Below are 22,135 nucleotides of genomic sequence, written 5' to 3'. Positions count from 1 at the left end.
ATTTCTTATTTGCGCTTTTTACTTACTTTGAACATCTTGATACTTTTAATTGTATTATCGCCGACTTTTAATATTTCCATCTGATAGTTTTCTATCATTAAGCAGGATTCAGCTGGAGGAATATAGCCAAGATGTTCAACTATTAAGCCACTTAATGTTTTTGGACCTATCATCGGCAATTGCCAACCCATTAAACGGTTTAGATGTCGCAAAGTTAAACTTCCATCAACAATAACCGAGCCATCACTTTGTGGGGTGATATCTCGGCTTAGAGCAGCCACATCAGTAGTAAATTCGCCTACTATTTCTTCAAGTATATCTTCCATTGTGACTAAACCCTGAATGTCGCCATATTCATCCACAACAAAAGAACTACGTCTCTTCATTTTTCTAAAATTTAAAATTTGAATATTAAGCGAGGTAGCCTCAGGAATATAATATGGCTTATCGGCCGCTTTCAGTAGGCTATCAAGATCCAGTTCATTTTCTATAGCCAGATTTAGCACATCACGTACGTGAATCATTCCAACCAAATCATCAATTGAATTACGGTATAAAGGCAAGCGTGTATGTTTTGCTGTTTCTAATTGATACAAAATTTCTGACCAAGGTTCTTCGATATCGATACCCACAATATCCGATTTAGGAATCATAATGTCTTCCACAGTAGCTTGTTCCAAATCCAGAAGACTTATTACCATACTTTTATGCTCAACAGGTAATAGCCCTCCTGCTTCATGGACTACTGAGCGTAACTCTTCATTCGTTAAGGATTCCTTTTGTATTTTGTCTATTGAAATGCGAAATAAACGTAAAACTCCGTTCGACATAGAGCTGCTAATATATACCAAGGGTGCAAAGATTAATTGGAGAATTTGTAAAGGCAATGAAGTAGCAAATGCTACTTGTTGGGGATAAATAGCTGCATATGTTTTAGGGATCATTTCAGCAAATACCAAAATCACCAGCGTCAAAATGACGGTAGCGATAACAATACCCGCATCGCCATAAATGTGCTGGCCAATCAACGTTGCGATTGTGGAAGCAAGAATATTAGCAAGGGTATTACCGATTAAGACAACGCTCAAAAGGCGATCAGGTCGAGAGAGTATTTGATTCACTCGCGAAGCTTGTTTATTTTCTTTCTTGACCAGATGCTTTAGCTTGTAACGATTAATCGACATCATTCCGATTTCGGTACCCGAAAAAAAAGCAGCTAACAAAATTAAAAAAAGCAAAATGATGAACAATGTAGAAAGATGGAACGTCACCGAATTTCCTCAAGCTTTTATTACACAAAATAAAGTATCATATGGTTCAAAAGAAAGCGAGATAAGGTCAATTTGAACTCAAAGCTATAATTAGAATTGTACGATGGGCTCAGGGGGGTAGGCTTCGCGCCTACCTACCAAACCCGGAATTTCATCAGACAAAAATTAACTTATCTATTTTTGCTCTTTATTATAACGAGCTACGCTGGATCTAATCTCTTCGAATGCAGCCTCTGGTCCAACCCAGCCATCCAGTTTAACCCATTTACCTTCTTCTAAATCTTTATAATGACTGAAAAAGTGTTCTAAAGAGTTTAATAGATGTTGTGGCAAATCTTCATGGGTCTCAATTGATTCATAAATTTTAGTTAATTTATTTATTGGAACAGCCAAGATTTTAGCATCTATCCCTGACTCATCAGTCATTTTTAACATACCTACTGGTCGGCAGGGAATAACCGAACCACCAACTAGAGGAACAGGAGTTACTACGAGGACATCAACAGGGTCCCCGTCCTCGGATAAAGTATGAGGGACATAACCATAATTTACAGGATAAAACATAGGGGTGGTTAAAAAGCGGTCAACGAATAATACTCCTGATTCTTTATTTACTTCATACTTTACAGGTTCACTATGCATTGGGATTTCAATGATTACATTAATTTCCTTGGGTAGATCACGACCACTACTAATTCTCATTAAACTCATTTATTCTTCTCCCCTCTTAAATACAGTTAAAACACTAGACATATCAGCCTTCATAACTCAACAAACGCCTTTCCTTAAGGACAAAGCTTTTTCCAAGAAATGCAACGCGTCGCAATCGCTTTATTAATCCCAACCCTAATGCAAAATTGCAACATAAAGCGGCTATTATGCGAAAAAACACATTAAAAGGCAAAGAGAAGCTGTCGCATTATAAGCAATGCAATGTATAATACCCCTTTTTAATCAAAATGAGATTGCTTATGAATTGCTTGTTTTGCAAAATTGCACAAGGTGCGATCCCTGCATCAGTAGTTTTTGAAGACGATGAGATAATGGCATTTCACGATCTCAACCCGCAAGCTCCTAAACATCTGCTGATTATTCCGAAGCAGCATATTGCTACGCTGAATGATGCCAGCGATGAAAACCAGGCCCTGTTGGGAAAAATGATTTTAGGGGCAAAAAAAATTGCTCAAACTGAAGGAATAAGTGAAGCAGGATATCGATTAGTTTTAAACATTAATCCCGATGGTGGCCAGACAGTATTTCATATTCATTTACATTTACTGGGCGGACGTCGTATGACATGGCCCCCTGGGTAGGAAAAAATAATGGAAAACCTATATAAAGAATTGCTAATCCAATTAGGCGAAGATGTAAGTCGGCAAGGGTTACTTGATACCCCTGCACGCGCTGCCAATGCCATGCGTTATTTAACTAAAGGCTACAATGAAAGCCTTGAAGATATTATTAATGGCGCGCTTTTTGATTCTGATATGAGTGAAATGGTTATAGTCAAGGATATTGAAATGTACTCCATGTGCGAACACCATTTACTTCCATTTCTTGGCAAGTGCCACGTTGGATACATTCCTAATGGAAAAGTAATAGGATTATCGAAAGTTGCCCGTATTGTTGATTACTTCTCGCGACGCTTACAAATTCAGGAGCGATTAACTTCAGAAATAGCAAACTGCTTAGAATCAATTACTGGGGCACGTGGTATTGCAGTGGTCGTTGAAGCCAAACATTTATGCATGATGATGCGTGGCGTTGAAAAACAAAACTCGATAATGACTACTTCAGTAATGCTTGGTGATATGCGGAATAACCCAACAAGCCGAGCTGAATTTTTAACCTTAACTCAAAACAAGTAGTCCATCTTTCCCTGTCTTTTATTTTTTAGAAGTGTAGCCTGGGTGAAGCAAAGCGTAACCCGGGAAATTCTTCAAATGGATCCATTCTCCCCGGATTACACGCAAATCGTTCTTCCACCTTTGCAGGGGAAGAACGATAATTCTTTACTCTTCTTCGCCGTCTTTATCACCACCCTGCGCTACTTCTTTATGTTCTTCTTCAGGATAAGTAGTTTCTTCAGCTGGAGCAGCCGCTGCTTGAGGTCTATCTTTCCATTCAAGCTTCACACGACCTTGCTTATCAATACCCGCAACAAAAACTTCAATATCTTGGCCTTCTTGCAGTACTGATTCGACTTTTTGGGATCGGTCATTACAGATTTGAGAAATGTGTAGTAATCCATCTTTACCAGGTAAAAGATTTATAAAGGCTCCAAAATCAACGATTTTACTTACTTTACCTTGATAGGTTTGGCCTACCTCGATTTCTGCAATTAATGCCTTAATTTGTTTTTGTGCCTCTTCCAAAGCATTCATATCTGGAGAAAATAATTGAACAACTCCTGTATCATCTATATCAATAGAAACACCTGTGCTTTCAATTAACCCTTTAATCGTTGCGCCACCTTTACCGATAATAGTGCGGATTTTGTCTTCAGCAACTTTCATAGTCGTAATTCGTGGAGCATGTTGAGATAATTCTTCTCGATGCTCTGATAATGCATTATTCATTACACCGAGGATATGTAAGCGACCCGCCAATGCTTGGTCTAAAGCTTGCTCCATGATTTCACTGGTAATCCCATGGATTTTAATATCCATTTGTAAGGCGGTGATTCCATTTTCAGTACCTGCTACCTTGAAATCCATATCGCCTAAATGGTCTTCATCACCTAATATATCGGTTAACACTGCATAACGATCGCCCTCTTTAATCAGGCCCATCGCAACTCCAGCCACAGGTGCTTTCAGGGGAACACCCGCATCCATCAGTGCAAGGCTAGTACCACATACGGTGGCCATCGAGCTTGAACCATTTGATTCAGTGATTTCCGAAACAACTCTTAAAGTATAGGGAAATTCGTTTGCCTCAGGCAATACAGCGATAATAGCACGTTTTGCTAAGCGGCCATGTCCAATTTCTCTACGTTTGGGGCTACCAACCATACCTGTTTCCCCAACTGAATAGGGAGGGAAGTTATAATGCAGCATAAATCGATCTTTTGATTCACCGGTGATGTTATCGAGGATTTGTGCATCACGCTCATTACCCAAAGTAGCAACCACAATAGCCTGGGTTTCACCGCGGGTGAACAGTACAGAACCGTGTGTTCTTTCTAAAAGTTTTGTGCGAATTGCAATGGGACGAACTGTTTTGTGGTCACGGCCATCAATTCGTGGCTCACCATCAAGAATTCGATTACGTACGGTAGCGCGCTCTATTTCAACAAACATATTGCCAATCACATCCGCTTTTAACTCATCATTCTCTGCTTGCAGAGCAGAAATTGCTTGTTCTTTTAACTCATCCAAACGTTGATATCTTTCTTGCTTATCCTTAATCAGATAGGCTGCTTCAACGTCATGTTTCACCATATCAGAAATTCGTTCTTGCAAGGAAGTATCTACTTCAGGAGCGGTCCATTCCCAACGAGTTTTCCCACCCTGTGCTGCGAGCTCTTCGATTCCTTTGATCACACTTTTCATCATTTCATGACCAAACATAATGGCGCCGCGCATAATGTCTTCACTTAACTCTTTGGCTTCTGACTCGACCATCAAAATTGCATCTTTAGTTCCGGCTACCACTAAATCAAGTTTGGATTGCTCGAGTTCTTTGCGGCTTGGGTTCAATAAGTAAATACCGTCTTTATAGCCTACACGGGCAGCGCCAATGGGACCATTAAAAGGAACACCTGAAAGAGCTAATGCTGCAGAGGATGCAATCATTGCAACAATATCCGCTGAAACTTCTGGATTTAGAGAAAGAACCGTAACAATAACTTGTACTTCGTTGCAAAAACCATCAGGAAATAAAGGACGAATAGGACGATCAATCAATCGAGAAGTTAATGTTTCATTATCTGAAGGTCTGCCTTCTCGTTTATTAAACCCACCCGGTATTTTACCTACTGCGTAAAATTTTTCTTGATAATTTACCGTCAATGGAAAAAATCCAGCTCCTTCGCCACATTCCTTTTTGCCAACTACTGTAGCTAATACCTGAGTGCCATTCATATTGGCTAATACTGCTCCATCCGCTTGTCGCGCAATTTCACCTGTTTCCAATATAAGCGTGTGGTCACCGAATGCTATTTCTTTTGTAAACTTAGCCACGTATTCTTCCTCTTAGTAATTATAACGAAAAAAAGGCGCAGAAAATTGCGCCTTTATTTAAAGTATTTTTTTGTAAAGTACATTCGTAACGAAATGTATTTGCTCAGAAATCAATAAGAATCTCTCAGTTCCAGACTTTGGATCAAAGTTTGATAACGAGCTTCATCGTTATGCTTTAAATATTTCAAAAGCTTACGACGTTTATTAACAAGTTGTTGCAGTCCACGTCGAGAATGAAAATCTTTTTTGTGTTCTTTAAAGTGCTCAGTTAAATATTTAATACGGCCAGTAATAATAGAAACCTGAACTTCAGGCGAACCAGTATCTTGATCGGAACGCTTGTATTCTTTAACAATTGCTGCTTTATCTGCGCTGCTTAGCGACATTATACACTCCCGGAACTACTAAGTATTCATTTAAAGGCGAACATTCTACCAAGGCACGTCCAACGAAACAAGTACTGATAATTATTTTTGTGCAAAAAATTTCATATTTAGCTTTAATCACTTATTTTACTACCAATGATCAAAAAGAAAGTAAGCGTTTCGCTTTAATATCACCTTGGATATTTCGTTCTCCTAACCCAATAAATTGTGCTTTCTCATCATAAAGACGAACACAATCTGCTTTTTCTCCACCTATTTTATTTGTTACTACTCTACCTTGACGAATCATAACAATTTTATCATCCGACAGGATCACTTTCTCAAAATGACTAACAGCTCTATCCATGGGAATCAAGCAAGCTGTTCGTTCGGAGCTAGACATTGCCTCTAATTCATCTAGAGAATACATAGGCATACTCTCTAAACCAGAGGTATAAACCCGATGTAGGCGCGTAACATGAGCCCCTACACCTAATGCATCACCAATGTCTTCAACCAAATTACGAATATAGGTTCCCTTGCTGCACGTTACAGTTAATGAAAATTGACTACCGTCAAATGCATTAAGTTCCAAATTACTAATCAGGATCTCGCGAGCCTCTCTCTCAATGTGAATCCCTTCTCTCGCCAAACGATAAAGAGGGGTTCCATTATGCTTTAAAGCGGAAAACATGGAAGGAATCTGCTTTATATGACCTGTATGTTCTTTTAATACAGCAAGTAAATTTAACTCTGAAACTGCAAATGCCTCAACACGAGCGATTATTTCACCAGTTGCGTCAGCAGTGTTTGTTTTAATTCCTAATAAGCCGGTAGTCTGATAGCACTTATCTGCATCAAGCAAAAATTGACATACCTTAGTGGCTTCGCCAAAGCAAAGAGGCAACATACCTGTAGCAAGCGGATCTAAACTTCCAGTATGGCCAGCTTTCTTTGCCCCTAACAATCTTTTTGCTTTTTGCAACGCCGTGTTCGAGGTCATTCCTTCAGATTTGTTTAGCAATAAAATTCCATCTAATGCTGAAGGATTAATTACTTTCATTATCATCAGAATCAGGTGGATTCACTTTATCGATGAGACGACTTAAACGTTCACCATATTCTATTGATTCATCATATATGAAATGAAGCTGGGGGACTGTGCGCAAAGTAATACTTCGTGCCAAAGCGCTGCGCAAATAACTTGCAGCGGCATTTAAAATAGCCGCTGCAGTTTCTTTATTATCATTCAGCACAGTAAAATATACTTTGGCATGACTCAAATCAGCCGCAACTTTTACAGCGGATATAGTGACGAACCCGGTTAAGCGGGGATCTTTTACTTCCATGGGTATTATCTGTGCTAATTTACGCTGAATCATTTCAGCGATTCTATCTGTACGTTTAAAATTTTGAGCCATCTTTATAAATCACGCTTAATTTCAACTGTTTCATATACTTCAATTAGGTCACCTGGCTTAACATCATTGTAATTTTTGACCCCAATACCACATTCAAAGCCTTGGCGAACCTCAACCACATCATCTTTGAATCTTCGCAATGATTCCAAAGTACCCTCATAGATAACCACATTGGCACGCAGGACACGAATAGGGTTATTTCGCTTTATAACTCCTTCAATAACCATACAACCTGCAATCGCACCAATTTTGGGTGATTTAAATACATCGCGAACTTCAGCAGTACCAATAATTTCCTCTCTAAATTGCGGAGCAAGCATACCGGTTAAAGCGCCTTTAATCTGGTCTACAATGTCGTAAATGACACTATAATAGTGCAGCTGCACAGATTCATGCTCGGCCAATTTCTTAGCACTACTATCGGCTCTCACGTTAAAGCCAACCAAAATGGCATTGGATGCTATGGCTAAATGAACATCAGATTCAGTAATACCACCTACACCGCTTGAAATAACTTCAACTTTAACTTCCTCAGTAGATAATTTCACTAACGCATCTGAAATTGCTTCAAGTGAACCTTGAACATCAGCTTTAAGTACCACATTAAGTACCTTAGATTCTCCTGCCGCCATATTTTCCATAATGCCTTCGAGGGTTGATTTCTGGCGTCTGGCAAGTTTTACATCTCGGAATTTACCTTGACGGAATAAGGCAACCTCTCTTGCTTTTTTCTCATCAGGAACAACGACAGCTTCATCCCCGGCATGAGGAATAGCAGATAAGCCCAATACCTCGACCGGAATTGATGGGCCCGCAGAATCAACTAGATCCCCATTATCACCAACCAAAGCTCGTACACGGCCGTATTGAAATCCCGCAAGTAGGATATCGCCTTTATGTAGTGTTCCGCTTTGTACTAACACAGTTGCTACAGGACCTCTACCTTTGTCTAAACGTGACTCAATTACAACTCCTTTAGCAGCACCGTCTGTTACAGCGGTTAATTCTAGAACTTCAGATTGCAATAAGATGGCATCAAGTAGCTCATCAATACCCATACCGGATTTAGCCGAGATATTGATAAACATAGTATCTCCACCCCAAGCTTCTGGGATTACTTCATATGTCGTTAATTCATTCATGACACGATCAGGATCTGCATCGGGTTTATCCATCTTATTAATTGCAACAATAATTGGCACTTTCGCTGCTTTGGCATGTTGAATTGCTTCTATCGTTTGTGGCTTAACTCCATCATCTGCAGCAACGATTAACACAACAATATCAGTGACCTTTGCACCACGAGCTCTCATTGCGGTAAAAGCAGCATGACCTGGAGTATCTAGGAATGTAACATCACCTTTAGGAGTACTTACATGGTATGCACCAATATGTTGTGTAATACCACCTGCCTCGCCAATTGCAACTTTGGTTCGGCGAATATAGTCAAGTAACGAGGTCTTACCATGATCTACGTGTCCCATAATTGTAACGACAGGTGCTCTTGATTCAGTTCGACTACCTATGTTAATCGACTCACCTAATCCCACTTCAATTGCGTCTTCTTTAATAATACGTGCCTTATGGCCCATTTCTTCAACAACAATAACCGCTGTTTCTTGGTCAATAACCTGGTTAATGGTTGCCATCGCCCCAAGGGACATCATTATTTTAATTACTTCAGCGGCTTTAACAGACATTCTTTTTGCTAATTCTGCAACCGTAATTGTTTCAGGGATTAAAACCTCTTTTACTACGGGGGCGGTGGGCAAAGCAAAACCATGAGTTAAAGACTCTTCAGCCTCTTTAAGTTTATCTGATTTCTCTACACCCTTACGCTTTTTAAATTTGCTACGACCGCCTCGTCTATGACCCTCTTGATCTTCTTCATCGCGATCATAAGATGTTTGATATTTAGGTTTTTTCTTAACTTTCCTGAAATCTCCGGCCTCAGACTCAATTGGCTGCTCAACATGTTTCTTTTTAGATGGTTTTTCCAATTTTTGCTCTTCTTTTATGGAGATATCTTCCATAACTTCTTTCGGACTTGTACTTACAACCACTTCTGTTGGTAAGTCTGTAGGAATTTCTTCATTATGTTGAGAATTTTCTTCTACCTCATGTGCTTGGTTTTCTTCCACTGTAGTTTCAGCAGGTTCGGTGATTTGCTCTACTGATTCTATAGGTGTTTCAGATACCGGTGGCATCTCAGAAGCCACTTCAGCAGTATGCTCTTCAGGTATCGTCTGATTTTCTTCAGATAGAGTTGGTTCTTCAGCTTCAGGCAACTCTGCTATGGGGGTACGTTTTACAAATACTTTTTTCTTACGTACCTCAACACTTACAGTTTTGCCGCTATGAGCATCATGGCCAACGGTGACTTGCGATAAGCTTTTTCGTCTTAAAGTAATTCGCTCAGGCGAAACATTCACATCACGTAGAGAAGTTCTCTTCAAATGATTGAGTAGGATCCGCTTTTGCTCTTCATTCACAGTCTGTTGGTCATCACTAAAAGACAACCCTGCTTCCTGTAACTGGTTCAATAAGCGTTCAACCGGAATACCAACGACTTGAGCTAATTGTTTAACCGTCACATCCGCCATATTTTAATCCCCTTTCAGCAGTTATATACTTTATCTGAAAATAACTGCATATTTGCACTACATTAATTTATAATAAATCCATAGTCTTATAAAAACCATGGTTCTCTGGCCTTCATTATTAAAGCTCCGGCCTTTTCTTCAGTCATTCCTTCAATTTCTAACAGCTCATCAACAGATTGCTCAGCTAAATCTTCCATAGAAGTAATTCCTTTTGATGCTAATTTGTTAGCTAACTCTTCGGACATACCTTCCATTGAGAGTAATGATTCATCAGGTGAACCAGATAGCTCTTTACCTGAAGAAAGAGCCATTGTAAGTAATTTATCATTTGCCCTATTTCTCAGTTCCTCAACAATTTCTTCGTCAAACTCTTCGATGGCCAGTAATTCTTCTTTAGGGACATAAGCAATTTCTTCTAGAGAAGAAAAACCATGTGCTACGAGTAATGTAGCAATTTCTTCATCAATTTCTAGTGCAGAAGTAAATAATTTAACAATTTTACTTGATTCTTCCAAATTCTTATTTTCGAATTCATCTGTAGTCATAACATTCAACGTCCAGCCCGTTAATTGACTTGCCAAGCGAACGTTTTGACCATTGCGCCCGATAGCTTGGGACAATTGATCTTTTTCAACTGCTAAATCCATAGTATGGGTGTCTTCATCCACAACAATAGAAGAGATTTCTGCAGGAGCCATGGCATTAATAACTAATTGCGGAGGATTATCATCCCATAAAATAATATCTACACGTTCCCCGCCAAGCTCGCTAGAAACAGCCTGAACTCGAGCGCCGCGCATACCAACACAAGCCCCAACAGGGTCAATGCGTCCATCATTGGTTTTAACTGCAATCTTAGCTCGATTGCCTGGATCTCGTGCTGCAGCTTTCACTTCAATCACGTTCTCACCAATTTCAGGTACTTCAATACGGAACAGTTCAATAAGCATTTCATTACGGGTACGACTGACAAATAGTTGAGGACCACGCGCTTGAGGCGTAATTTCATATAAATAAGCACGAACCCTATCATTCGGACGAAACATTTCATGCGGAAGCATTTCTGTACGCGGCAAGAATGCTTCTGCTTTCCCACCTAAGTCAATAATAATATTATCTCGGGTTACTTTTTTAACGGTTCCATAAATCAATTGACCTAACTTGCTTCTGAATTGATCAATTACGAGCTCGCGCTCTGCCTCTCTAACTTTTTGCATAATAACTTGCCGAGCAGCTTGCGCCTCAATTCTTCCAAATTCGATTGAAGGAATTGATTCTTCTATACGATCGTTAATTTTTGCAGCGGGGTTGCGTTCTTTTGCTTGTTCAACAGTTAATTGGCGATCTGGATGTTCTAGTTCATCTTCATTGACTACATCCCAATATCTATAGGTTTCATAGTCACCTGTGCGGGGATCTAATTTGATTCGTACCCCTATATCTAAACCAAAGATCTTGCGAGTTGCGGATTCCAATGCAGCCTGAATGGCAAGTATAATAACTTCCTTACTTACACCTCTTTCATTTGATAACGCCTCTGCAACCAGTAACAATTCTTTGCTCATTGTTCGCCTCTCTATACTGTCAAACTTGCTTTCACAATATTTGAAAAAAGTAATTCTTGATCTTCATTATTTATTTTAATTACTAAAGTGTTCTCAGATACTGAGACAATAGTCCCTAATAATTTACGCTTACCCTCAATTGGCTTAAAAGTTTTTACTTGTACTTCATGGCCTATATAACGCTGATATTGCCAATTTTTAAATAATGGCCGTGGTATACCTGGTGATGATACTTCCAAGCTATAATTTCCAGAAATAGGATCTTCAACATCAAGCAATGCGCTGACTTGATGACTCACTGCTTCGCAGTCTTCAATCCCTATTCCATCAATCTTATCAATGTATATGCGCAATAAAGAATGCTTACCTTGTGAAAGATATTCACATCCCCAAAGCTCATAGCCCATGTCATTAATTGTAGGAGCTAATAAATCTTCCAATTCATCTTGTATCATAGTATTAACAAACTAAAAAGGGCACGGATGCCTAATACAAATACGGTATAGTAACCTAAGTTCGGGCAAGAGCTTAACTCTGAACGTGATTTCTATAAAACAATTAATTCCGAGCGCGATCTTTGCTTCACTGGCTACTACAAACTTTTAGTGCAGTTACAAATTATACATAATAAAAAACCCCATAAATGGGGTTCTTAATAAGTGGTAGCGGGGGCAGGATTTGAACCTACGACCTTCGGGTTATGAGCCCGACGAGCTACCAGGCTGCTCCACCCCGCGTCAACTGATGGCAAGTATACTGAGAGTCAGTACGCTTAGCAAGTACTTTCTTTGAAGAATCTAAATAAATATGTATTCTGGACTGGAAAACAGTTTATTTTCTAATCCAGAACAAAGATGAAGGTATCTTAGGAACCAAATGCATTCATACACGCTACAATTAAGGCGCCTGGAAATATACCTAAATACAGTAACGATAGACAATTAAGGGAAAGGACTAAAGTATTCCCCTTATTCATAACTACTGGGTCAACATGTGCCGGTGCATCAAAATACATTATTTTAACAATTCTTAAATAATAATAAGCACCAATCACCGTAAATAATAATCCCAGTACAGCCACCCACATCATTTGAGCGTCCACTAACGCTTTAAGCACAAGCAGTTTAGTAAAGAAGCCCACAGTTGGAGGCACACCGGCAAGAGAGAACATAACGATTAGCATCATAAATGCCAACCAGGGATTTCTTTTGTTAAGCCCTTTTAGATCCTCAATGCTATCTATTTCCATCCCGCGGTTAGACATTAACACAATTAAACCAAAGCCGGCAGCTGAGGTTATTGAATAAACCAAAATATAATAGAGTGCCGCAGAATATCCTGAAGCAGTTGCCGCTAAGATTCCAAATAAAGCATATCCAATATGAGAGATAGCCGAATAAGCTAATAAACGTTTTATACTGGTCTGCACTACTGCGAACAAATTCCCCAGACCTGTGGAAAGTAAAGTCATTACCAATAGAATATGTTGCCACTGCGAACTCACATCGACTAGGCCAATTGTAAGTAATCTAAATGCCATACCTAAAGCAGCAACTTTAGGTGCAGCGCTAATGAATAGGGTAACTGAAGTTGGTGCCCCCTGATATACATCGGGAGCCCACATATGGAATGGCACAGCAGCTAATTTAAAAGCAACGCCACATAGAATGAAAACTATAGCAAATGCCAGTAAGGTACTTTGCTGTTGCCAGTTCGCAGCGATGACATTTGCCACTTCGAGTAAATCAAGTTTTCCGGTTGCTCCATAAATTAAAGAAATACCATATAAAAGCATGGCAGAAGCAATTGACCCCATTACAAAATATTTCATTGCTGCTTCAGAAGCATCACTATCTGTTCTGCGAATAGCAGTCATCGCGTATAAAGGTAATGACAATAATTCTAAACCAAGGAAAATTGTGAGGAGAGAATGTGCTGAAACAAGCAGCATCATCCCTAAAGTAGAAAATAATCCTAAGATATAGTAATCCCCTGAAGGCATTTGACGCTCATCTATGTACTCTTTGGAATAGATAAAGCTCAGCAAAACCGTAATGTACATAAAGAATTTCATTAAATTCGCTATATCATCACTAATGAACAAGCCATTGAGGGTAATCACCTTATACATACCAATATAAAGAAAACTAACAACAGCAGCTAAAACTAAACCGATACAAGAGATAAAAAAGGAAATAGATTTATATCGATGCCGTAAAAATAGATCCGCAAGCAATGCAATACATGCGGTGGCGAGCACAATCATTTCCGGAATGGCTACATGGATATTTTCAAGTAATGCTGTCATATTGGTTAACCTTGATTACAATTTTGATTGACTTGCTAACGCTAGAGTATGGCTTACTGTTTGATGAATGTACTCTAGGAATGGCTTAGGATAAACACCCATAGCGATTACCATCAAAGCAAGTAAAATATAAGCACTTAACTCATAGCCCGAAAGATCTTTTAGTTCCGCAACTTTTTCATTTGCTATAGGTCCAAAAATTACTCGTTTATACATCCAAAGATTATAACCTGCTGCGGTTATTAGTGTGGTAGCCGCCCAAAATGTCACCCAAAAACCAGCTTTTAGTGACCCAAGAATTACCATAAATTCACCAACAAAACCGGAGGTTCCTGGCAAACCGGCATTCGCCATACAGAAAAGCATGAAAAATGATGCAAAAATTGGCATGGTATTCACTATCCCGCCAAAATCAGCTAAACGTCGTGTATGCATCCGATCGTAGATAAAACCTACACCGGCAAAAAGTGCACTTGAGACAAAAGCATGCGAAATCATAACGACAATGGCACCTTCTAAAATTAAGCCAGCTGCACTTAGTCCTGATTGTTTTGCAATCGCAAAAATAGCAAAACTACCTAAAGTTACAAATCCCATGTGTGAAATTGAAGAATAGGCAATTAGTCGTTTCATATCCTTTTGAATAATTGCGACTAAAGCAATATAAACGATTGCAATTAAAGATAAGGCAATCATAACCCCAGCATAACGGCTACAAGCATCTGGAACTATGGGTAAGGAGAACCGGATAAACCCGTACGCTCCAAGCTTTAATAAAATTGCAGCTAATACAACAGAGCCACCAGCTGGAGCCTCGGTATGTGCATCAGGCAACCAGGTGTGGACTGGAAACATCGGGATCTTTATTGCAAAACCAAGGAAAAATGCAATGAAAATCAATGTTTGAGCCGTCATGCTTAATTTAATAGCATAAAAAGCTTCTATACTAAATGTGCCAGCGATGAACCCCATGTATAAAAAGCTAGCTAACATGAGAACTGAACCTAAAAAGGTATATAAGAAAAATTTAATCGCAGCATAAACACGATTATCTGATCCCCAAATACCAATAATGAGGTACATAGGAATTAGGGTCGCCTCCCAGAAAATATAAAATAAGATGGCATCTAAGGCAGAGAAAACACCAACTAATAGCCCCTGCATAATCAAAAATGCAGCTAAATATTGAGAAACTCTGTTGGTAATGCTTTCCCAAGTTGCCAAGATCACCACTAAATTTGTAAAAATGCTAAGCACAATTAGGAGTAACGACATTCCATCGATGCCTAAGCTATAGCTAATACCTAGTGAAGGCATCCATGAAAATTCCTCCAAATATTGCATTCCGAGCACTTTAGGATCAAAGCCTGCAACAAGCGGGATACACAGTAGCAAACAAAGTATTACGGTAAATAATGCCAAATAACGTGAAATATTCGGGCTACGATCGTCTCCAGAGAGAAGAACAAAAACCCCGCCTATTACTGGCAACCAAATTAGTAAATTGAGCAAATAATGCATACCTTCACCCTATATTCAGCCGAGTATCAACCAGCATAAAAATCCAAGCAATCCAAAAATCATTATCGTAGCATAATGATACAGATAACCACTTTGTATAGCGCGACCTTTAGTTGATAACCATCTAACTAGTCGACTGCTGCCATTTACAACCATCCCATCGATCAATTTTTGATCACCCACACTGTAAAATACAGTTCCTATACCCTTAGATCCTTTCACAAAAACTAGATTGTTAAACGCATCAAATCCATATTTATTGAGGAGTATTTTATAAATGAGTGAAAAACGACGTGCCAAATAACCTGGGATCGTTGGTACCGCTATATAACAGAGCCAAGCTATCGCAATCCCCGCCAAAGTAATCCAAAAAGTAAGCGAGTATACTGAATGCACCATACTTGCAAAAGGTGAAGTCACTTCATGGGCAAGCTCTGCCAACACATTATGTTGAGGGAGAACAAATAAAGAAGAACTTAAAATTGTTGGATTATCAAAAAGCATAGGCATGTACAATATGTAGCCTAGAATAATTGATGGAATAGCAAGTAAAACCAGCGGCAGCCAAACCACCCATGGCGACTCATGAACATGGCTTAAAGTATGCTCATCCATACGAGGTTTGCCGTGGAATGTCATAAACAAAGATCTAAAGGTATACAGGGCAGTAACGCCAGCACCAAGAACCACACAGAAATAGGAATAACTACTTCCAGGAATCTGTGACAATTGTACCGCTTCGATAATTGTATCTTTGGAATAAAACCCTGCCAGAGGGGGTATCGCGCAAAGAGCTAGAGAACCAATTACATATGTTATGTAAGTAATGGGCATCTTGTTCCATAAACCACCCATTTTTCGCATATCTTGTTCATGGTGCATACCGATAATTACCGAACCAGCACCTAAGAATAAGAGGGCTTTAAAACATGCATGAGTAAGAAGGTGAAACATTCCTGCACTGTATGCTGATGCCCCCATTCCTACCATCATATATCCTAATTGAGACAGCGTTGAATAGGCGACTACTCGTTTAATGTCATTCATTGTGAGTGCTAAAATTCCTGTAAAGAGTGCACCTGTTGCTCCTATCACAAGAACTACGCTTAATGCGGTTGTAGAAAATTCGATTAGAGGTGAAATACGCGCAATCATAAATACACCAGCCGTGACCATTGTCGCAGCGTGAATCAATGCAGAGATAGGAGTCGGACCTTCCATTGATTCAGGTAGCCACACATGTAACGGTACTTGTGCAGATTTACCCATAGCACCTACGTATAAAGCTAAACATATTACCGTGACTAAAGACCAAGGATGACCTTGAAACAGTTCAATATTCTGACTTGTAAGATAGTTAACGCTCTTGAAAACAGTTTCGTAATCAATACTACCCGTGTAGGCAAATACCAGGGCAATCCCTAAGAGAAAACCAAAGTCACCCACGCGGTTGACGAGAAAAGCTTTAAGACTACCCTCAATAGCTGATTCTTTTTGATACCAGAAACCAATAAGCAAATAAGAAACTAGACCAACACCTTCCCAACCAAAGAATAATTGTAAGAAATTATTTGCACTGACTAACATCAGCATCATAAAAGTAAACAATGAAATGTAGCTGAAAAAACGCTGGTATCCATCGTCATCGGCCATATATCCAATACTGTAAATATGCACCAACAAAGAGACAAAATTAACAGTCACTAGCATCACAGTACTTAAAGGATCAATCAGAAAACCAATGTTAAATTCAAATGGAAGAATTAAGCCACCAGTCGCCCAGTGATAAAGCACAGTGCTCTCAGTCGGCATGGCGCCAGAAAAGATTTGCCAAGCCACATAGAGGGATGCAATAAAAGATATTGTAACGCCTAGGATAGTGGCTGAATGTGCCCCGACTCGTCCAATTTGATTACGGAAAAAACCAGCAATTATAGAGCCAGCCAAGGGAGTTAAAACGATTATTAGACAAAGTTGTTGGATACTCACAATGTTAACCTTTTAAATGATTCATCTTATCTACGTTAATGTTACCTCTATTTCTATAAAGCAACATCACTATGGCTAATCCTATTGCTGCTTCTGCGGCAGCAACCGTTAAAATAAAAAAGACATAAACTTGACCGCTAATTTCGTTATAGTAGTGGGAAAATGCGACAAAATTAGTATTCACTGCAAGTAACATCAATTCGATACATACCAGCAATAAAATGATATTCCGACGATTCATCATTATGCCAATAAGACCAAAACCGAATATAATGGCCCCCAGAATTAAGTAATTATTTACTGGTATCATCTAGAAATCCCCAACATTATTTTTCTGTTTTCATATTAATTAATTCCACCCGATCGCTTCTACGTGTCAGGATCTGTTGTTTCACATCCTGCCGTTTCGATTTTCTGGGACCTCTATGGACTAGGGTAATTGCTGAAATAATGGCGATTAATAACAGCACAGCTGCAATTTCAAAAGCCAGTAAATAATCTGTATATAAAACCATGCCCAAGGCTTCCGTATTTGACCGGGGTGCTTCAAGTTTGTTTTGTGTTGCATTCATTAACTGGGTACTAATCATAGGATTGCTTTGCGTCTCAACATTCGACTTAAACGTACCTGCTGGAATAGATACCATTAATAGTCCAGTTAAAAGAGCAACCAGAATTAAACCAAAGGGTAAATAGCGTCTGTAATGGTTTTTAATTACTTCCACATCAATATTAAGCATCATTACGACGAACAGAAACAATGTCATTACCGCACCCACATATACAAGCACCAAAATTAGGGCAAGAAACTCTGCTTCTGCAAGGATCCATAATCCTGCACTCGCAATGAAGGTAAGTACAAGAAATAAAACGCTGCGTACAGGATTATCTTGAATAATTACCATAAAGGCAGCGCCTACGGCTATGGCCGCAAAGATATAGAAAATAGTTTGAACTAATAATTCATGCATACTGCACCCCGTTATCGGTATTTTTCATCAGCAGCTCTATCTGCTGCAAGTCTGGGCTCCAACAAATCGCCAAGGGCTAGGAGCTTTTCTTTCGTCATAATATTTTGGCCACGCTCACTAATATGATAATGATGCACTGGTGTTACTACGATGGAATCCACAGGGCAAGACTCTTCGCATAATCCGCAGTTAATGCATTTAAATACATCAATATCATATCGTGTGGTGCGACGAGATCCATCTTCGCGTGGTTCTGACTCAATAGTTATAGCAAGTGCAGGACAAACTGCTTCACATAATTTGCAAGCAATACAACGTTCTTCGCCATTTGGATAACGTCGTAAAGCCAGTGCGCCTCTAAAACGAGGTGAAATTGGAGTTTGTTCCTCAGGAAACTGGACCGTTATTTTTTTCTTAAAAAAATATTTACCAGTTAACTTTAGACCCTGCAATAATTCTATAAAAAGAAAACTGCGTACGTAGTATTTAATAAATTGATATGCTTTTTTCATCGGCTTCTCTATTAATCATTAAAACCAAGGTTTCACATGTGTAACAACCATTAGCGCAGTTACAATAATCCAAACAATGGTGACCGGAATAAGTACCTTCCAACCTAAACGCATAAGCTGGTCATAACGATAACGAGGAAAAGTTGCTCTTATCCATAAATATACATATAGGAAAAAGCAGACTTTCACGATTAACCAAACAAAGCCGGGTACAATAAAAAATATATTTTCTAAAAATGGAATACCTTCAAATGGTGACATCCAGCCACCCAGAAACAGAATACTAAGCAGCATAGAAATAAGAATCATACTCGCATATTCTGATAAGAAAAATAATGCGAAGCCTATCCCTGAATACTCTACGTGGAATCCAGCAACAATTTCAGACTCACCTTCGGCTAAGTCGAATGGTGCTCGGTTGGTTTCAGCAATTCCTGCTATCCAAAAAACAAAAAATAGAGGCAAGAGAGGAATAAACCACCAATGTAAAATTCCTCCTCTTTGTGAGTTTACAATGTCGGTAAGATTCATACTTCCAGCAGCCAACAGTACTCCAACTAAAGCAAAGCCCATTGCAATTTCATAGGATACGGTTTGCGCAGTACTTCTTAATGCACCAAACATTGCGTATTTGGAGTTAGACGCCCATCCTGCGATAAGCACTCCATAAACTCCAAGAGAACTCATTGCGAAAATATAAAGAACACCTGCATTAATATTTGCTAAAACCATGCCTTCCTGAAAAGGAATGACTGCCCAACCTGCCAAAGCAGGAACTAGAGCAAATAATGGGGCGGCCACAAAAAGATATTTATTAGAGCGGGTTGGGATAATAATTTCTTTAGTAATTAGTTTAATCAAATCCGCTATCGGTTGGAGCAACCCCCGTATACCCACGCGGTTGGGTCCTATGCGTGCTTGTATATACCCAATAACTTTACGCTCTGCATAGATTAAATATGCAACACATAATAGTAAGGGAACTACGATTACTAATATTTTAATGATGACCCAAATTAATATGCTAATATCTTGCAGCATTTTTTTACCTGCCTAGCGCTTAATAGTTATTGCAGCAAATGAATGGCCTAAATCCACCGTTTCAGGCATCGCGTTTGCTACCCATACAACATCTGCCGCAATGCGTTCATCACGTTTAAGCGGCAATGTTATCTCAATATCTCCCTGAGATACAGTAGCAACATCTTCTAATTTCAATCGATCCGCTGTTGTCGGATTTATGCGTATACACGCTACTTCAGCAGCAGCGCAAAATTGCAACTCTTTAGCATTCCTAACAATTGCATCGCTACGATAAAGCGGCCATTCGCCCACACGAATCAACGATTGATTAATTAGAGGCAAACTCTCAGGATAAAAGGGCTTATATTCTTGTTCCATTGTGATTGCAACACTATTTTTAATTTCTGACAAAACCTCTTCAGTTGATAAATATTCAAAACCTTCGCAATGCAGTAAATTAGCAAGAACCCGCAAGACTTTCCAGGCAGGTCGAGCCTCACCATGAGGTGATAACGCACCTTTTACTGTTTGCCAAGTATTATCAACATTAATGTATGTTCCTGAAGTTTCAGCATAGGGAGCAATTGGTAAAATGACATCCGCATAATCCAGCATTGACTCATGATTGTAAGCAGACATTAATACAACAAACTCTGCACCGAGCATTGATTGTCTTGCGCCGTAAGGATTTGCAAAATCAAAACCCGGTTCTACGCCCATTAAAAAATAGGCTTTCAATTTGGCATTTAATGCAGCTTGCACATCCATCCCGGGGGCTGAATCGGCTTTTCCTGCAGTGGTGCGATGAGGAACCATGCCTGCGATCCAAGCGCCAGCAGCATTTGCCCCCTGAGTCAGGCGCAATACTTTAGCTCCACTTAATTTTTCAATATGAAACATCAAGGTACGCAATAACGCCGCTTCAGGGTGATTTTCACAAAGAGCACCGGTAATTAAGCATGCTTTTTCTTCTTTTAATGCTTTGGCCACGTTTTGAGTTGCTTTATCCAACTCAAGACCTATTAATAATTTTTGCACTTCTGCGGGTAAAGTTTTGATGTCACCAGTCAATGCTAAAGCAAGCTTGGCGAGTTGCATTGGCATTTCTAAAGGTGAAACAATAAAGCGCTCTTGGAGATCAAAACGATATTCAAAATCTACGGGATTTATTGCGTAAATCTTTGCTCCATTACGGAATGCCTTACGAACTCGCACTCCAGCTAAAGGTACTTCACGATCAATGTTACATCCAATTAGGACTATGGTATTTTGATGTTCTACTTCGGAATAGGGCAAGGAACTTTGAGGTGAAGTTGCTTGGTGTTGTTGATCTCTAAAGTCTACCTGTTGCAACCTGTGATCCAGATTGTGAACACCGATTTCACGCATTAATTTTTGTAATAAATACAGTTCTTCTAATGTAGAAGAACTTGAGGCAAAAGCCGCAACTTGCTCAGCGCCATTTTGTTTTATGACTCGCGCCAGCCCTTCGGCGGTATATTTTAAAGCCGTCTCCCAATCCACAACTTCCCACTGCCCATTACGCTTAATCTGTGGCTGGCTTGCTCTTGATGAACTTTTTAATCCTAAATAGCTAAATCGATCTCTATCTGCCAACCAAGTTTCGTTAATTGTTTCATTTTCTTTAGGAACAACCCGCATTAACTCATTTCGACGAGTATGAAGATAGATATTTGAACCGAGGCAATCATGAGGCGCTACACCATCATGTTGAGTTAGTTCCCATGCTCTAGCAGTAAAACGAAATGGTTTTGACGTTAATGCCCCAACGGGACATAAATCAATAATATTACCAGAAACTTCTGACTTCATGCTGTGTTGCACATAAGTACCAATTTGCATGTGCTCGCCTCGGCCAGTCGCACCTAACTCTCTCAACCCAGCAATTTCTTCACCGAAACGGACACAACGAGTACAATGAATACAACGGGTCATTTCAGTTGAAATCAGTGTACCCAAATTATCATCGTCCACTGAACGTTTGTTTTCTGTATACTGGGACTCATCTGCCCCGTAGCCCATGGATATGTCTTGTAATTCACATTCCCCGCCCTGATCACAGATTGGGCAATCAAGCGGATGGTTAATAAGAAGGAATTCCATAACTACTTTTTGTGAATGTAACGCTTCCTTCGATTTGGTAAATACCTTCATGCCATTTGTAATTGGAGTCGCACAAGCAGGAACTGGCTTACGGCCATTTTCCACTTCAACTAAACACATGCGACAATTGGCAGCCACGGACAATTTTTTATGATAACAAAACCGTGGGATATGAATACCTGCTTCATCGGCAACTTCGATTATCATTTTGCCGTTTTCTGCTTCAAATGTTTTACCGTCGATTTCAATAGTAGTTGTCATGGGTCAAACCTTTTTAA

The 22,135-nt window shown here is 39.5% G+C and carries 18 protein-coding genes, 1 tRNA gene and 2 pseudogenes; 2 read left to right on the top strand and 19 right to left on the bottom strand.

What is annotated here, in order from left to right; translation table 11 throughout:
• Positions 1-5 precede the first annotated feature (5 nt).
• Both ACWTE2_RS08675 and ppa read right to left on the bottom strand, forming a co-directional pair.
• Positions 6-1,271: an HlyC/CorC family transporter gene (locus tag ACWTE2_RS08675; protein WP_182392357.1), complete on the bottom strand. Its 1,266-nt coding sequence runs from the start codon at positions 1,269-1,271 to the stop codon at positions 6-8.
• Between the two features lie 174 nt (positions 1,272-1,445).
• Positions 1,446-1,982, bottom strand: coding sequence for an inorganic diphosphatase (gene ppa / locus ACWTE2_RS08670; RefSeq protein WP_454785011.1), 537 nt, complete (start codon positions 1,980-1,982; stop codon positions 1,446-1,448).
• A 260-nt stretch (positions 1,983-2,242) separates the two neighbouring features.
• Here ppa and ACWTE2_RS08665 point away from each other — a divergent pair, with 260 nt between their 5' ends.
• Positions 2,243-2,584, top strand: coding sequence for a histidine triad nucleotide-binding protein (locus tag ACWTE2_RS08665; RefSeq protein WP_454785010.1), 342 nt, complete (start codon positions 2,243-2,245; stop codon positions 2,582-2,584).
• Between the two features lie 9 nt (positions 2,585-2,593).
• Positions 2,594-3,139, top strand: a complete 546-nt coding sequence (gene folE, locus ACWTE2_RS08660; RefSeq protein ID WP_454785009.1) for a GTP cyclohydrolase I FolE — start codon at positions 2,594-2,596, stop codon at positions 3,137-3,139.
• Positions 3,140-3,283: 144 nt separating this feature from the next.
• On the opposite strand, the gene pnp is transcribed toward folE, so the two are convergent.
• The 17 genes and pseudogenes from pnp to nuoG all read right to left on the bottom strand — a co-directional run bounded on the left by pnp (position 3,284) and on the right by nuoG (position 22,118).
• Positions 3,284-5,455: a polyribonucleotide nucleotidyltransferase gene (gene pnp / locus ACWTE2_RS08655; RefSeq protein WP_454785008.1), complete on the bottom strand. Its 2,172-nt coding sequence runs from the start codon at positions 5,453-5,455 to the stop codon at positions 3,284-3,286.
• A gap of 110 nt (positions 5,456-5,565) precedes the next feature.
• Positions 5,566-5,841 (bottom strand): 30S ribosomal protein S15, encoded by a 276-nt coding sequence (gene rpsO, locus ACWTE2_RS08650; protein ID WP_182392352.1) that lies wholly within the window; start codon positions 5,839-5,841, stop codon positions 5,566-5,568.
• A gap of 139 nt (positions 5,842-5,980) precedes the next feature.
• Positions 5,981-6,883 (bottom strand): tRNA pseudouridine(55) synthase TruB, encoded by a 903-nt coding sequence (truB, locus tag ACWTE2_RS08645; RefSeq protein ID WP_182392351.1) that lies wholly within the window; start codon positions 6,881-6,883, stop codon positions 5,981-5,983.
• Positions 6,870-7,241 (bottom strand): 30S ribosome-binding factor RbfA, encoded by a 372-nt coding sequence (gene rbfA, locus ACWTE2_RS08640; RefSeq protein ID WP_182392350.1) that lies wholly within the window; start codon positions 7,239-7,241, stop codon positions 6,870-6,872. The genes truB and rbfA overlap by 14 nt, the downstream gene beginning before the upstream one ends.
• A gap of 2 nt (positions 7,242-7,243) precedes the next feature.
• Positions 7,244-9,262, bottom strand: a pseudogene (gene infB / locus ACWTE2_RS08635) (translation initiation factor IF-2); the annotation flags it as partial.
• Between the two features lie 249 nt (positions 9,263-9,511).
• Positions 9,512-9,844 (bottom strand): annotated as a pseudogene (locus ACWTE2_RS08630) (translation initiation factor IF-2 associated domain-containing protein); the annotation flags it as partial.
• A gap of 86 nt (positions 9,845-9,930) precedes the next feature.
• Positions 9,931-11,409: a transcription termination factor NusA gene (gene nusA / locus ACWTE2_RS08625; RefSeq protein WP_454785007.1), complete on the bottom strand. Its 1,479-nt coding sequence runs from the start codon at positions 11,407-11,409 to the stop codon at positions 9,931-9,933.
• Between the two features lie 11 nt (positions 11,410-11,420).
• The gene (gene rimP / locus ACWTE2_RS08620) at positions 11,421-11,864 is read right to left on the bottom strand and encodes a ribosome maturation factor RimP (RefSeq protein ID WP_454785006.1); all 444 of its coding nucleotides are present in this window, start codon (positions 11,862-11,864) and stop codon (positions 11,421-11,423) included.
• Positions 11,865-12,069: 205 nt separating this feature from the next.
• A tRNA-Met gene (locus ACWTE2_RS08615) sits at positions 12,070-12,146 on the bottom strand.
• Between the two features lie 128 nt (positions 12,147-12,274).
• On the bottom strand, positions 12,275-13,717 hold the full coding sequence (gene nuoN, locus ACWTE2_RS08610) for an NADH-quinone oxidoreductase subunit NuoN (RefSeq protein ID WP_454785005.1): 1,443 nt from the start codon (positions 13,715-13,717) through the stop codon (positions 12,275-12,277).
• Positions 13,718-13,732: 15 nt separating this feature from the next.
• The gene (locus ACWTE2_RS08605) at positions 13,733-15,238 is read right to left on the bottom strand and encodes a complex I subunit 4 family protein (RefSeq protein WP_182392345.1); all 1,506 of its coding nucleotides are present in this window, start codon (positions 15,236-15,238) and stop codon (positions 13,733-13,735) included.
• 15 nt (positions 15,239-15,253) lie between these two features.
• Complete coding sequence (gene nuoL / locus ACWTE2_RS08600; RefSeq protein ID WP_454785004.1) at positions 15,254-17,227, bottom strand: NADH-quinone oxidoreductase subunit L; 1,974 nt, start codon at positions 17,225-17,227, stop codon at positions 15,254-15,256.
• Between the two features lie 4 nt (positions 17,228-17,231).
• Positions 17,232-17,537, bottom strand: coding sequence for an NADH-quinone oxidoreductase subunit NuoK (gene nuoK / locus ACWTE2_RS08595; protein WP_182392343.1), 306 nt, complete (start codon positions 17,535-17,537; stop codon positions 17,232-17,234).
• A gap of 16 nt (positions 17,538-17,553) precedes the next feature.
• The gene (locus ACWTE2_RS08590; RefSeq protein ID WP_454785003.1) at positions 17,554-18,198 is read right to left on the bottom strand and encodes an NADH-quinone oxidoreductase subunit J; all 645 of its coding nucleotides are present in this window, start codon (positions 18,196-18,198) and stop codon (positions 17,554-17,556) included.
• An 11-nt stretch (positions 18,199-18,209) separates the two neighbouring features.
• The gene (nuoI, locus tag ACWTE2_RS08585; RefSeq protein ID WP_182392341.1) at positions 18,210-18,710 is read right to left on the bottom strand and encodes an NADH-quinone oxidoreductase subunit NuoI; all 501 of its coding nucleotides are present in this window, start codon (positions 18,708-18,710) and stop codon (positions 18,210-18,212) included.
• An 18-nt stretch (positions 18,711-18,728) separates the two neighbouring features.
• The gene (nuoH, locus tag ACWTE2_RS08580; protein ID WP_182392340.1) at positions 18,729-19,751 is read right to left on the bottom strand and encodes an NADH-quinone oxidoreductase subunit NuoH; all 1,023 of its coding nucleotides are present in this window, start codon (positions 19,749-19,751) and stop codon (positions 18,729-18,731) included.
• Between the two features lie 12 nt (positions 19,752-19,763).
• Positions 19,764-22,118, bottom strand: a complete 2,355-nt coding sequence (gene nuoG, locus ACWTE2_RS08575; protein ID WP_454785002.1) for an NADH-quinone oxidoreductase subunit NuoG — start codon at positions 22,116-22,118, stop codon at positions 19,764-19,766.
• Positions 22,119-22,135 lie beyond the last annotated feature (17 nt).

This window comes from Legionella nigrisilvae (assembly GCF_977063395.2).
The sequence above is the reverse complement of the archived record's forward strand: the minus strand, read 5'-3'. Positions and strand labels throughout refer to the sequence as shown.

What these genes read in the sequence shown, in the direction of transcription:
- nuoK (WP_182392343.1), bottom strand. Translation starts at nt 17,537, where the DNA reads ATGATACCAGTAAATAATTACTTAATTCTGGGGGCCATTATATTCGGT.
- rpsO (WP_182392352.1), bottom strand. Translation starts at nt 5,841, where the DNA reads ATGTCGCTAAGCAGCGCAGATAAAGCAGCAATTGTTAAAGAATACAAG.
- ACWTE2_RS08605 (WP_182392345.1), bottom strand. Translation starts at nt 15,238, where the DNA reads ATGCATTATTTGCTCAATTTACTAATTTGGTTGCCAGTAATAGGCGGG.
- ACWTE2_RS08590 (WP_454785003.1), bottom strand. Translation starts at nt 18,198, where the DNA reads ATGCATGAATTATTAGTTCAAACTATTTTCTATATCTTTGCGGCCATA.
- folE (WP_454785009.1), top strand. Translation starts at nt 2,594, where the DNA reads ATGGAAAACCTATATAAAGAATTGCTAATCCAATTAGGCGAAGATGTA.
- nusA (WP_454785007.1), bottom strand. Translation starts at nt 11,409, where the DNA reads ATGAGCAAAGAATTGTTACTGGTTGCAGAGGCGTTATCAAATGAAAGA.
- rbfA (WP_182392350.1), bottom strand. Translation starts at nt 7,241, where the DNA reads ATGGCTCAAAATTTTAAACGTACAGATAGAATCGCTGAAATGATTCAG.
- nuoG (WP_454785002.1), bottom strand. Translation starts at nt 22,118, where the DNA reads ATGACAACTACTATTGAAATCGACGGTAAAACATTTGAAGCAGAAAAC.
- rimP (WP_454785006.1), bottom strand. Translation starts at nt 11,864, where the DNA reads ATGATACAAGATGAATTGGAAGATTTATTAGCTCCTACAATTAATGAC.
- ppa (WP_454785011.1), bottom strand. Translation starts at nt 1,982, where the DNA reads ATGAGTTTAATGAGAATTAGTAGTGGTCGTGATCTACCCAAGGAAATT.
- ACWTE2_RS08665 (WP_454785010.1), top strand. Translation starts at nt 2,243, where the DNA reads ATGAATTGCTTGTTTTGCAAAATTGCACAAGGTGCGATCCCTGCATCA.
- nuoH (WP_182392340.1), bottom strand. Translation starts at nt 19,751, where the DNA reads ATGCTGCAAGATATTAGCATATTAATTTGGGTCATCATTAAAATATTA.
- nuoN (WP_454785005.1), bottom strand. Translation starts at nt 13,717, where the DNA reads ATGACAGCATTACTTGAAAATATCCATGTAGCCATTCCGGAAATGATT.
- nuoI (WP_182392341.1), bottom strand. Translation starts at nt 18,710, where the DNA reads ATGAAAAAAGCATATCAATTTATTAAATACTACGTACGCAGTTTTCTT.
- truB (WP_182392351.1), bottom strand. Translation starts at nt 6,883, where the DNA reads ATGAAAGTAATTAATCCTTCAGCATTAGATGGAATTTTATTGCTAAAC.